Here is a 13,032-nt window from a genome sequence, read left to right as displayed (position 1 = left end):
GAAAGGCCATCAGCTTGAATTGTATGCGGGTCAGCTCAAAGAGCTTGAATCGCACGCGGCGTCACGTTGTACCATCTCAGAGCAGCTAACGAGGATGCCCGACGGGACTTACTGTTGCTGCCGTGATGAGATGATGACGCCGATGCGGTCGGTATGTGTACAGCAAAGAGCAATGCCACTGTTCCAATCATCATTGTCCATGAGACTACGCAAAGGAGGAAAAATCGACACCAGGTCTGTCCGACATTGATCCTTCCGCAGTTTGAATTTGCGGTGAAAGTTTTGCCGCAAATACCGCCGACAGTCCTCCCTCTGTCGACGGAAGTTGGCGCGATGCTTAGCAGCCTCGCTCCCCCAGACTGACTCACGCCCGGCCATCGATCAGGCCGGGCCTTTTTTGTCGTCTATGAAGGGCGCAGCTTGAGTCGCTCTAGCCAGCATCTGATGATTGCGGAAAGTTGTGAAAGAAATTGCATTGGTGGGTCCATCATCACGCGGACCGGCTGAGTCTCTTGCGATCAAACCGCGTACAATTCGCACGATGATATATGAGAGCAGTGACCGATCGACGCATTCCAGCGCCTGCGGCCTTAAAGGCTCCCCGCATGGCGTCTCGAAGCTGAACTTGCGAGCGCCTTCTCGATCGCGAAAATATATGTTTGGTTCCCACAGCGGGAGCACAGGTGGGTCAATTTGCTTTGAGAGCTCTTAGATCGATCAAAAATTGCATTCTGGAAAAGTCGCTTGCTCATGCATTTGCTGCCTCGAAGGGCTTGAATCGCACGCGGCGTCATATTGTACGATCTTGCGGCGATGGTCCTTGGCAAACGAGCGAAGCCAAACCGCATAATCCGGGGCGATCGCATAGATCGGCCGCGCGTTCATCACTCGCGATGAGACTTGTTTGATGGCACCTTCTCTCTAATGAATACGGCGCGATTGTGCATCGGCGATATTGTTGCCAGAAGATGGGATAATGACGGCCGATATTGTTGATGTATGCGTAATCGGGAGTGGCGCCAGCGGCTCGACGGTCGCTCACGAGATCGCGCAACGCGGATTGCGCGTACTCCTTCTTGAGGAAGGTCGAGCACTTCCTCCCGGCGCTTCGCTGGCGAGCGTCCAAAATGGCATGGATAGCGCCCTGGTGCAGTCTGCGGCAGGGACGTTGACGCCGTTCGGGCGTCCGTGGACCGTTTGCGCACCCGGCGGAGGAATGACTCTATATGCCGGAATAGCCTTCCGCTGTCGCGCCATCGATTTTGACGCACGTGCGCATGTGGCCAGGGACGCGCTCGACCCGAGCTGGCCGATCGACTACACCGAACTACGCCCATTCTATGATGAGCTGGAACGGCGCGTGGGAGTGGCCCGCCTGGCCGGAGCGGACCCGCTCGAGCCTCCGAGCGATCCCCCCGTTCTGCCACCGCACAAATACAGTGTGCAGGGCCAGTTGATCGCCGATGCCGGGGCACGCCTGGGCCGGCTGCCGTTCCCCACTCCATTGGCAATCAACTCGATCCCATATCGCGGCCGGCCAGCCTGTCGCTGCGAGGGACCATGCAACGAACACCTGTGCCCGAGCGGCGCGAGGGCCGACGCACGCTCGCCGTTCAGGGGTATCGCCCTGCCGCCGGACGCGCTGACGATTGCGCTTGGCAGCAAGGCCATCCGCATCGAGCTCGGCAACGTCAGTCGCGCCGATTCGGTGGAATGGGTGGACACCCTCAACCGACAACGCGCTCGGGTCCGCGCCCGCTGCGTGGTACTCGCGGGCAACGCGGTGCAGTCTGCCGCCCTGCTCCTACGGTCGGCGCAACAGGCAGCGCCCAACGGCATCGGCAACGCGTCTGGCATGGTAGGCAGTGGCATCTCGTTTAAGATCAGCGGCTACGTGTCCGGTAGGACCACGTTGAATCCGCCGATCACGCCCCAGTCCGGCAACCCCTTCTCCACTGTCGCGGTGTCCGATCACTACCTGGACGACGAGGCGCCTTCGGGGCTCGGCGGAATGATCTACGAAGCAAGTCAGCCTGAACGCACGGATTCCGGAGAGATAAGGCTACGGCTGCATTTTTTGGCGGCCGATCAGCCCATGCGCAACAATGCGGTCCGGCTGGCCACCAGCCGGGACGGGCTGGGTTTGCCCAAGATCATTCTCGATTACCGGACCCATCCCCTCGACAAGCGCCGACTAGGCTACTTGTCCCGACATGCGTCGAACTTGCTGGCCGAAGCTGGGGTAAAACAAATCGATTATCAAGATTCCAACTATCAGTTCGGCAGCGGCCACCTGCATGGCGGCTGTCGGGCGGGAATCGATCCGACACAATCGGTGGTTGACCGCTGGGGCCGCGTGCATGACATCGACAATCTCTATGTCGCGGATGGCGGCTTCTTCCCCTATGCCGGAGGCGTCAACCCGACCTTCACCATTCAGGCGAACGCGCTGCGGATCGCTCGAAGAATAATCACGCAGCTGACGTAACGAGCGCAACGGAGACGGGTTTTGTCGATCAGCACGCCTACTGCCGCCGTGACCGCGACCGACGGGCATGGATCGGCACTGCGACGCGCCCTGCGCGTCACCGCTTCGCAGAAGTGGGATCTCAACAGGCGTTTTCCGGTCGTGATGACGCGCGCGTCAGGCGCGCATGCATGGGACATCAATGGAAAGCAATACGTCGATTTCACTTCCTGTAGCGGTGCCGCGCCGCTCGGGGCCGGATACGAGCCGGTCGTGGCGCACGCAGCCGCTGAGATGCGCCGCACCGGCGGGATTCTGCCCGGACCGCTGTCCGTGCACAGGGTCGAATTGGCCGAACGGCTGGCGGAGATCTTCCCCGTCGCGGAACGCTCAATGTTTTTCCGCACCGGATCTTGCGCTACCACCGCAGCCGTGCGCCTTGCCCGCGCGTTCACGGGCATCAACCATGTACTGACCAGCGGATATCACGGCTGGCATGACTGGCAGTTGCAGGACCGCCCCGAAATGGGGCTGCCCAATCGGGACCGCGACAGCGTGGACTTCCGCTACAACCTCGACTTGCTCGATGAGCTGGCAAGTGTCCAGCGCGTCGCCGCGGTGATCATCACCCCGGAGGTCAACTTCTTCCCGCCAGAATACCATCAGGAACTGCAGAGGCTGGTGCATCGGCACGGCGCCCTGCTTGTCCTTGATGAGGTGATGACCGGATTCCGCTACGCCCTTGGCGGGTACCACATGGCGGTCGGCCTCACGCCCGATTTGATTACACTGAGCAAGGGACTGGCGAACGGAATGGCGCTGTCGGCAGTCGCGGGCCGGGCGGACGTACTCGCTGCGGCCGAAAAGACATACATGGGAAACACCTACCAGCGCGAAGTCACCCCGTTCGCCGCTGCATTGAGCACCCTGCACGCCTTGCGCGACGGGACCGCGCTGGCCCGGATGCGTGAGGTCGGCGAGCAATTGATCAAGGGGCTCAACGGCGTCTTCACAAAACAGCAGGTCGCGGCATGGGCGTTTGCCTGGCCCACCATGTTCGACGTCGTATTTGCTGACGCCGAGCTTGGCCATGCCTTCTTCCAGGAAATGTGGGGACGGGGCTTCCTGATGCAGTATGGCGGACGCTTTATGCCATCGGCGGCGGTGTCCGACACCGATGTGCAGGCCGCCGTCGAAGCAGCTGGAGAGGCCCTTCCGGCGGCGCTGTCCCGCATGGAGAACCCGGCTCGCGACCCGGATCCAGTCGCAGCTGCAGTACGGTTCGCCAGAGATCATTTCGTTGCCACCCCGGGAGCGGTTCGGCGCTGGTTCAATGCGCCCGTCCACTGACAAGCACGCATGTCGAACAGAGAACAAGCCCATGTCGCAGCCGGATCCATTTTCCACATCGCCGGTGCTGCTCGGCGGTGACAACCGCTCGGGCACCACGCTGCTGAGTATCGTGCTCGACTCGCATCTGGATCTGGTAGCCGGGCCAGAGATCGACTTCCTCGAGCCGCCCAACCTCGGGCCGCACATTCTGGGTGCCATCGATCAGCTTGCGGCCGCCGATTCGTGGGTCATGGGCGCAAGCAAGAGCACAATCGATCCGTTCTGGTATGACGGGATGCATTTTGTGGTGCAGTGCCGCCGCTTCGGTCTCGACTTCGATGACGTGCGCGAACTTGTCGGCAAGGTCATGGTCGTCACGGGCAATGACATTGTCTCGTTCGCCGACCGATGCCACCTCATCAACGAGATCGGTGAGTTGCGCCGGGCGCGCAGCGGAGCGCAACGCTGGGGATTGAAACTGCAGCGGAAGATCACCCGGATCGACGACTTCGCCCGCCTGTGGCCGCGTGCACATTTCGTGCATATCGTGCGGGACGGCCGCGACGTTGCCGCCTCTCATCTGAGGACAGTACCTGACTGGGGGTACCGAACAATTGCCGATGCCGCGCAGGGTTGGTTTGAAGTGGTGTCCCGGCCGCACAGAATCGCGCCGCCTGGCCGTTACCTCGAGGTGCGTTACGAGGACCTGGTAAGCAGTCCCCGCACTACTCTGGCGGCGATTTTGGATCACCTCGGCTTGCCTTGGGACGAGGCCGTGCTGCGTCACGCTGAATACGAACACGCGTTGTTCGAACAACCGCACGACCATCCGGCAGCCGAGGCTGCGGGAAAGCCGCTGCATCAGGGGCGGATTGGTCGCCACGTCCAGGATTTGACGCCAGCTCAGATTTCGGAGTTCGAGGAGATCGCCGGAAGTGAACTGGCCCGACTAGGCTATCTGTCCGCCTCAACGCCGTCTGGCGACGCGTGAGCCGCCGGCGCCGATCTGATGCGCCTCACCGGCTGCCAAGCAGCTACCTTGCGCTGCTCGTCGGCCAGACCATTTCCTTGCTGGGCTCCAACGTAACCATGCTGGCGCTGCCGCTGACTGCAATTACCCTGCTGGATGCCGGACCGGCGCAGGCGGGGCTCTTGCTGGCCTGCGGTCGGGCACCGTGCCTTTTCGTGAGCCTGTTCGCCGGGGTCATCGTCGACCGTCTCCCGCACCGACAAATCCTTCTGACGGCCAATGTGGTGATGGCGGTAACGCTCGCCACCATTCCGTTGTGCGCCAGCCTTGGATATCTGGGAATGGTTCAGCTGTACGTGACAACCGTGCTGGTTGGGGTGGCCGCGGTGATCGCCGACGTGGCTTATCTGGCGTGCATACCCACAGTCCTGGATCGATCTCAGCTGGTTCGGGCGCAGAGCTCATTGGAGTTCAGCCAAGCGACCGCGATGGCCGCAGGTCCGTTCCTGGCCGGCTGGCTCATCAACGCCTTCTCCGCTCCAACCGCAATCCTGGCCGACTCCGTCTCATTTCTGCTTGCCGCCGCGTTGCTCTCGCTGGTGCGGATGCGTGCCGCCTCATGCTCAACGGCCCCCTCGAGCACTGTGCTCGTCCAAATGGCAGAAGGGTTGGCGAGTGTGTTCGGCAATCCAGTTTTAAGGGCCGTTACCCTGGCCACCGGCACATTCATCTTTTGGCACAACGCGTATTCTGCGGCGTTTCTCCTGCATCTGATCAGGAATCTCGAGTTCGACAGCCGAATCGTCGGCATGGTGCTCGGTATCGGCGCTCTCGGCGGTGTGGTGGGCGCGGCGGGCTCACCGTGGGCGGGCCGGACAATTGGGCTTGGTCCCGTATTAATGACCGGTTTGGCGGTGAGCGCGGCAGGCATGAGCCTTGCAGGCCTGCTCACCGGGCCCTGGTGGGCAGCAGTGGCATGCGTGGCGCTCTCCCAATTCATTCTGTGGATCGGCCAGGGACTCTACCACGTGCAGCAAGTTCCAATTCGATATGCGTTGGTCCCACAGCACCTGCAAGGCCGGGTCAATGCGAGCATCCGCAGCGTCGTGTGGGGACTGGGCTCGTTGGGCGCACTGGTCGGCGGCGCGGCCGCTGCTGCAACGAGCCTGCGCACCATGTTGCTGGCGAGCAGTGTGCTTGGCACCGCCTCGATAGTCTGGATCTGGCGCTCGCCGCTGCGCCGCATGCGTAGCTTGCATCTGTAACCATCGTGACGGCCCTTCATGGACATCAAGCAATTTTGCGATACTGATCGGCAGCCGGGTCGGCTGATGGTGTGGCGGGTCAGCGTTCCCGACCCGGTCAGCTGGCGGCCCGACCCGCGCCGTCCGTCCCATGTTCAGGAGGACCATCTTCGCTTTGCGCACGATGGCCGGCCCGGCTGGCTCGGCACCGCCTTCGACTTGCCGGGCGAGTTCAACAGCGCTGCGCTGACCAAATCGATCCTTGGCTGGGTCGACCGGCACGAGGCGCTACGCAGCCGGTTGGTCAAGGATGGATCGGCAATTCGTCGTGCCACGATTGATCCAGGCGCGGCAGCGCTTGAAAAAACCGTGGTGGGTGTCTGCGCCGATCCCGATGAAATAGCTCAATTACTGGAAGAGCTGTTTGACGCAGAGACCAAGCCCCTGTCCTGGCCGGCATATGTCTTCGTGACGATCACCCGGCCGACATCGACAAGCCTCATCTTGGCCTGCGACCACTCCGTCAGCGATGCCTACTCCATCGCTTTGGTGCCATACGAAATCCACGAGCTGTACACAGCCGCAATCCTGGGAGTGGCGCCCGAGCTGGCACCGGTGAGCAGCTATCTGGACCACGCTGAATCCGAACGAGAGCGCCTGAGCGATTTGACCGATGATCATCCTGCTATCGCTCACTGGCGCGAGCTGATCGACGCAAACGGCGGTCAATTGCCGGATTTTCCGCTACCACTCGGTGCGCCGGAGGGGACCCTACAACGCACAGGACGAATGTGGCTGCTCGATGCGGCACAAGCATCTGAGTTCGACCGCGGCTGCAGGTCCCAGGGCGGAAACGCGACGACGGGATTATTCGCCTGTCTGGCGCTCGCCGGAAAGACACTGGCAAACCAACAAGAATTCCTCGCCGTTGCCCCCTTTCACACGCGGTACGATCTGCGCTCGATGCGCTCGGTTGGATGGTATGTCGGGATGAGCCCGGTGAGTTTCTGCCTGGCTGGCACGTTGCCGCAACTCCTGCGTGCCGCGCGGCTCGAGCTCAAGCGAGCCAAGAAAACCGCTCAGGTGCCATTTCCAAAAGCGATGGAGTTGCTCGGCACCGCGCTGCGCGACCGTTTCATGGTCTCTTATATGGACAATCGCACTGTGCCCGGGTCAGACCTGTGGCCACAGTGGCGAACACGATTTCTGATCAGTCGTAGTTCTGATGCTTGCGAGACATACCTGTGGATCAGTCGCTGGCAGGACGGAATTTCCGTGCACTTCCGTCACCCCGGCAGCGCCCTCGCGCGAACCGCGGTGGATGACTATCTCGCTGAAGTGGCGGCGCACGCTCATTTCATCAGTCGCGCTGGTCCGCTGCCGCGACTTTCGAACTGACGAAAAGGCAAACAGCATCCTCACATGCCTTTTTGCACGGGGCTGGCGATGGCACGGTCCTTGCCAAGCCCTGGCCGTGAGGTTAATTCGTCCCGGAACGACCGAGGAAACCCCGCGGCATAATTAGTTGCTGCAGTTATGCTCGCATGGATAAAAGGAGCTTCAATGAGCCTGCTACTACCAAGTTGTCCCCAGATGCAGACCCATTCGAAGAAGGAAGAGGCCAGGGACGGCGTGAGCATCAACTCACGGCATGAAACACAATAGCGGCGCCTAGTGCGTGACGAAATCCGACCAACTCAAGGAGCTACGCGAACTCATGCAATTGCTTTGGCATTTGTTCGAACGAGTGCACCAGCTTCCAAGAGGCCCAGAACATACAGCAGCCGTTCAGACGCTTAAACGCTTGGAGCGCCGGCTGGTAGTGCTGATTCAAGCATCTGAAACGGCTCGGGCGACTGACCGCAAAATCGCCGGTCGTACCGGCTCGCTAAGCCGGTGATTGTCACACACTCACCCAAAGCCTCGACGTGGCCGCCATCGGCGGATCTGTAACAATAGCCGCGAACAAAAAGGACGCTCGCAAGCCTGTCCGACCAGCCATGCTTGTTCGCCGTATTGATCACTCGTTGTGCAGCTCCGGGCGTCATCGACCGTGCAAATCAGCCTTCCAGCAACGAATGAGCGCCGTATTCAAGTAGCCGCTAGAAGCGCGTATTTTTAAGCAATACATCGCCTTCCACGTCGTGCGGATAGTGCGCCGCCACTTCGAACGACGGTAACAGGTCAAGAATGGCCTGGAGGGACAGCTGCCCTTCGTAGAGCTCGCGGTCGCTGTATTCCGTGTAGATGAAGTGCGTGTTGCTGACGGTCTGCATGCCGCCGGCGATGACGTCAGCTTCGGCTCCCTGGACATCCATCCAGATGAAGTCGATCCTGTTCAGCCCGGCTTCGTTGCACCAATCGTCAAGCCGCCGCGTTTGAACCGGGACAGGACGATCGAAACGAACCCAATCATACTCAGTCAGATGATTTTTCGGGCGGCGTATCGAGCCGGAAAGGTCCCATTCCTTCGCATCACCATCCGCATTGCTTGGATGGAATTCGATCATCCCGTTTCGATCGCTGATCGCGAATTCGAGCAGCTTCACCTTGTCAAGAGATGGGCCCAGCTTCTTCTTGAACCTTGCGATCGCTCTGGGGTCGGGCTCGAAGCAGTAGAGCTGCGCCTGCGGGCACAGGTTGAGAAAGTGTTGTGTGTCGGTCCCGTCGTTGCATCCGATATCCAGGATCACCGGATCCGACTTCTGAAGAAGGGAAACGATATGCTGATGTATTTCCACAGAAGACACCGGTCTTTCCCCAATAGTTGAAATTTCCTGCTCGAAGCCGCAATCACATGCCAGACGCCCCCGCACAACGTATATCAACGTATATAATTCATATGCCCGGCCTTCCTTATCTATCGCCATCTGGACGCTGATACCAAACGGCAGTCCGTCGCGGCGAAAGCCGCGGCAATTGTCCTGGGGTGACCGAGCTATCCGGAAGGACGTAAATCGGAAAACGTGCACGAGAAGCGGATAGCCATGCCGGTGTGCGGTCCCTCGCCCTCGAGACTAAAGATCGTCTTCCTCTAAACATCGTCGTGCCGGCGCATTACCCGTCGGCGGCTCTGGAGCGGTCGAGGACAGAGTGACCGCTCCTGCGCAACGATGACCAATCACCGTCGATCGCAGTTGCAGCCCAGCCAATGTCGCCCTGCCATCTGATAGTCGGGGTTCCAGATTCGCGCACTCACGATCCTTCGGCTCACGACTTTTAGGCTGTTTGGCTTGAAGGAGCGCGATCACGCCGGGCGATCCTGAGAGCGCGCCCAGAGACCGCAAGATGAGGGTATAGGAATGCGGTTGTGTTGACGAACGCAATGTCATTTTCGCAACAGCTTGGCTGTCTCTAGACATGATGACGTCTGCTTCCGACCTTGGACACGCGCAGTCCAGGCGCGCGATTCAGCCGAACTGCAGACAAGGGGCGCTCTCCATCGTTGGCCTGGCTCTTGCTATCACCGATACTGTTGCAATGTGGCGAAACGCCAACTCGTTCAAACGCTCAGGAGGTCCGTATGAATTTCCGTCCGCTTCACGACCGCGTCGTAGTCAAGCGCATCGACGCTGAAGAGAAGACCGCTGGCGGTATCATCATTCCCGACACAGCCAAGGAGAAGCCCTCGCAAGGCGAAGTCATCGCCGTCGGCCCGGGCGGCCGCGATGAGACCGGCAAGCTGATTCCGATCGACGTCCAGGTCGGCGATCGTGTCCTGTTCGGCAAGTGGTCGGGCACCGAGGTCAAGGTCGACAGCCAGGAGCTGTTGATCATGAAGGAAAGCGACATCATGGGCGTTCTCACCGATGTGTTTTCCAAGAAGAAGGCCGCCTGACCCGGCTACTCGCACACCTCACCCCGACGGGCGCCTGCCCGGCGCGCCGAAGGATGAGAGAATAAACCGAAGGAATTGTTTATGTCAGCCAAAGAAGTCAAATTCGGAGTAGACGCGCGCGACCGCATGCTGCGTGGTGTCGACATCCTCGCCAACGCGGTGCAGGTCACGCTCGGTCCGAAGGGCCGCAACGTGGTGCTTGACAAGTCGTTCGGCGCTCCCCGCATCACCAAGGACGGCGTCGCCGTCGCCAAGGAGGTCGAGCTGGAGGAGAAGTTCGAGAACATGGGCGCCCAGATGGTGCGCGAAGTCGCGTCCAAGGCTGCCGACGCGGCCGGCGACGGCACCACCACGGCGACCGTGCTTGCGGCCGCAATCGTGCGCGAAGGCGCCAAGTCGGTCGCCGCCGGCATGAACCCGATGGATCTGAAGCGCGGTATCGACCTCGCGGTCGAAGCCGTCGTGGCCGACCTCCAGAAGAACTCGAAGAAGGTCACCTCGAACGAGGAGATCGCCCAGGTCGGCACCATTTCGGCCAACGGCGATTCCGAGATCGGCAAGTTCCTCGCCGACGCCATGAAGAAAGTCGGCAATGAGGGCGTGATCACGGTCGAGGAAGCCAAGTCGCTCGAGACCGAGCTCGACGTCGTCGAGGGCATGCAGTTCGACCGCGGCTACATCTCGCCCTACTTCGTCACCAACGCCGACAAGATGCGCGTTGAGATGGACGACGCCTACATCCTGATCAACGAGAAGAAGCTCTCCTCGCTGAACGAGCTGCTGCCGCTGCTCGAGGCCGTGGTGCAGACCGGCAAGCCGCTGGTCATCGTCGCTGAAGACGTCGAAGGCGAAGCCCTCGCCACCCTCGTCGTCAACCGCCTCCGCGGTGGCCTGAAGGTCGCGGCCGTCAAGGCTCCGGGCTTCGGCGATCGCCGCAAGGCCATGCTGCAGGACATCGCGATCCTGACCGGCGGCCAGGCGATCTCGGAAGACCTCGGCATCAAGCTCGAGAACGTCACGCTGCAGATGCTCGGCCGCGCCAAGAAGGTGATGATCGACAAGGAAAACACCACGATCGTCAACGGCGCCGGCAAGAAGGCCGACATCGACGCCCGCGTTGCCCAGATCAAGGCGCAGATCGAGGAGACCACCTCGGACTACGACCGTGAGAAGCTGCAGGAGCGTCTCGCCAAGCTCGCAGGTGGCGTCGCGGTGATCCGCGTCGGCGGCGCGACCGAGGTCGAGGTGAAGGAGCGCAAGGATCGCGTTGACGACGCGATGCATGCGACCCGTGCGGCGGTCGAGGAAGGTATCCTGCCGGGCGGCGGCGTCGCCCTGCTCCGTGCCTCCGAGCAGCTCAAGGGCCTGCGCACCAAAAACGACGACCAGAAGACCGGCGTCGAGATCGTGCGCAAGGCGCTGTCCTGGCCGGCCCGCCAGATCGCGATCAACGCTGGCGAAGACGGCTCGATCGTGGTCGGCAAAGTCCTCGAGAACGAGCAATATTCTTTCGGCTTCGATGCCCAGACGGGCGAGTACAGCAATCTCGTCTCCAAGGGCATCATCGACCCGACCAAGGTCGTGCGCACCGCGGTCCAGAACGCGTCCTCCGTGGCAGCTCTGCTGATCACCACGGAAGCGATGGTCGCCGAACTGCCGAAGAAGGCCGCGGCGGGTCCCGCAATCCCTCCCGGCGCTGGCATGGGCGGTATGGATTTCTGACGCCGTCCATCAAAGGGACGACACATGCGGAGCCCTGGCAGGAATGCCAGGGTTTTCAGCTTCGGGCGAACCATCTAGACACCATTTGAGCTGGATCGGCAGGTGGCGTCGAAAGCCGCATCGGTCATCCATGTCAGGAGCGGTTGGCCCGACCAGGCCGTCTGGTCTGACGCTCTGCGCCTCGGCAGGACAAAAAAAGAGCCCAGCTTGTGACGGAACCCTGGCTTGCGGGCCATTCGGCCTGACGAAGCTGCCACTGTTCATTCGAGTCTTTCGAAGAACCTCATCTGAGCAGACGCATATCCGGTGCCAAGCTACGGCTTTCACTTGCCGCCTACATTTACAATTCTGATGCGCAGTCCGAAGCGCCAGGTACCGTTCCTGGCTTCGGTCTGGCATCTCGTCGCCATCGGGCCGCGAAGTGCGTTCAAGAGGACGGATTCTTAAATTTCGCAGCGCATCTTCCTGGTATCGACACATCGATCCTGGAGCGACGTAACAGCAGGACATGTAATTGATGCTGTTGAGTGTTCGATCAGGCAGATCGCGGGACTCTGGCGAAGGAACAACTTGCTCAAGAGGCTGCAAAGATACTCCACTGCTGCGAGCCGTTCGCTTGATCAAAGATCAAGCGGCGCGGCAAGTTGTCCGGGCTGTACAAGCAACGGCCAAAGCCCATAGAGCCAACCGAGCATTGAACGCAGCCGCAAGACCGCCAATCTGATGCATCAGTTTCACAAATGAAGAGACCCCAGCGGGGAATCCCCGCTGAGGCCAGATTGAGGTTGCCGAACCGCTGGTCGCCGAAATCAGCAGCGGTACGTTGGGCTGAAAAAATACGAAATGAAAATTACCTGCCCATAGCAGCATGATCTGAAAAAACTTGGGTTCCGAAAATAACAGGTGTGAATCCTCTTGAGAATTGCCACATTTATAACGGCGGTATCATAGTCCCAACCTTCCAATTTCGCTTATCGGCTCCCTTTCCAAGAGCAAACACCAAAACTCCAGCCCCGCGCACCCAGTTCGTGGGTGGACACGTCAATCCGCTATGGAAATGCGCGCAAGATCGGCCGACTTTGGAGCAAAGCAGTGAGCCGCCCGGTCAGCGGTCTCGTGTTGTCCAGTGCTCCAAACTCGTCCTCGCAACCCGAGCTGAGCCGAAGGCCCGGCGTCGGCGAGCCATCGCGCTCGCCGACCGCTGGCGACACTCGGTCAGCCACTTCTCGACCCGGCCAGCTCATTCTTGTTGAGTCCCAGACTGCTGATTGCTTGACGCGCCCGTGTTCTGATTTATTGAATTGTTTGCCTTGCCTTCTGGCGACGCAGGACCTGAACCGGCCCCTGCTGTTCCTTCACTGCTTTTCCGTCCCGTTCATTGCTTCAAACACAGACATTCCATGCGGACCAATGCTCATAACGACAGGTTTGCCGTCCCGTGACTTCGCCTGAACAACGA

8 protein-coding genes are annotated in these 13,032 nt (G+C 60.5%); 7 read left to right on the top strand and 1 reads right to left on the bottom strand.

Translation table 11 applies throughout. From position 1 onward, the window contains the following. Positions 1–976: 976 nt before the first annotated feature. The 5 genes from ACVMIH_RS39020 to ACVMIH_RS39000 are packed head-to-tail and all read left to right on the top strand — an operon-like array spanning position 977 to position 7,411. Positions 977–2,488, top strand: coding sequence for an FAD-dependent oxidoreductase (locus tag ACVMIH_RS39020; RefSeq protein ID WP_456865898.1), 1,512 nt, complete (start codon positions 977–979; stop codon positions 2,486–2,488). Positions 2,489–2,509: 21 nt separating this feature from the next. Then, a complete protein-coding gene (locus tag ACVMIH_RS39015; protein WP_456865895.1) occupies positions 2,510–3,817 on the top strand; it encodes an aminotransferase class III-fold pyridoxal phosphate-dependent enzyme in 1,308 nt (435 codons plus the stop codon). A gap of 31 nt (positions 3,818–3,848) precedes the next feature. Then, a complete protein-coding gene (locus ACVMIH_RS39010) occupies positions 3,849–4,790 on the top strand; it encodes a sulfotransferase family protein (RefSeq protein WP_456865893.1) in 942 nt (313 codons plus the stop codon). Continuing rightward, entirely contained in the window at positions 4,787–6,034 is a 1,248-nt protein-coding gene (locus ACVMIH_RS39005) for an MFS transporter (RefSeq protein ID WP_456865890.1), read from the top strand. The genes ACVMIH_RS39010 and ACVMIH_RS39005 overlap by 4 nt, the downstream gene beginning before the upstream one ends. An 18-nt stretch (positions 6,035–6,052) precedes the next feature. Then, the gene (locus ACVMIH_RS39000) at positions 6,053–7,411 is read left to right on the top strand and encodes a condensation domain-containing protein (RefSeq protein WP_456865887.1); all 1,359 of its coding nucleotides are present in this window, start codon (positions 6,053–6,055) and stop codon (positions 7,409–7,411) included. 704 nt (positions 7,412–8,115) lie between these two features. Here ACVMIH_RS39000 and ACVMIH_RS38995 read toward each other — a convergent pair. Further along, entirely contained in the window at positions 8,116–8,763 is a 648-nt protein-coding gene (locus ACVMIH_RS38995; protein WP_456865884.1) for an FkbM family methyltransferase, read from the bottom strand. 773 nt (positions 8,764–9,536) lie between these two features. Here ACVMIH_RS38995 and ACVMIH_RS38990 point away from each other — a divergent pair. Further along, on the top strand, positions 9,537–9,851 hold the full coding sequence (locus ACVMIH_RS38990) for a co-chaperone GroES (protein ID WP_163149306.1): 315 nt from the start codon (positions 9,537–9,539) through the stop codon (positions 9,849–9,851). Between the two features lie 81 nt (positions 9,852–9,932). After that, a complete protein-coding gene (gene groL, locus ACVMIH_RS38985) occupies positions 9,933–11,573 on the top strand; it encodes a chaperonin GroEL (RefSeq protein WP_456865882.1) in 1,641 nt (546 codons plus the stop codon). The last annotated feature ends 1,459 nt before the right edge of the window (positions 11,574–13,032 follow it).

The sequence above is a fragment of the Bradyrhizobium sp. USDA 4503 genome, from assembly GCF_054055815.1.
This window is presented reverse-complemented; position numbering and strand designations above follow the sequence as displayed.

Coding starts and splice junctions, on each gene's coding strand:
- ACVMIH_RS39020 (WP_456865898.1), top strand. CDS start 977: ATGACGGCCGATATTGTTGATGTATGCGTAATCGGGAGTGGCGCCAGC.
- ACVMIH_RS39010 (WP_456865893.1), top strand. CDS start 3,849: ATGTCGCAGCCGGATCCATTTTCCACATCGCCGGTGCTGCTCGGCGGT.
- ACVMIH_RS39000 (WP_456865887.1), top strand. CDS start 6,053: ATGGACATCAAGCAATTTTGCGATACTGATCGGCAGCCGGGTCGGCTG.
- ACVMIH_RS38990 (WP_163149306.1), top strand. CDS start 9,537: ATGAATTTCCGTCCGCTTCACGACCGCGTCGTAGTCAAGCGCATCGAC.
- groL (WP_456865882.1), top strand. CDS start 9,933: ATGTCAGCCAAAGAAGTCAAATTCGGAGTAGACGCGCGCGACCGCATG.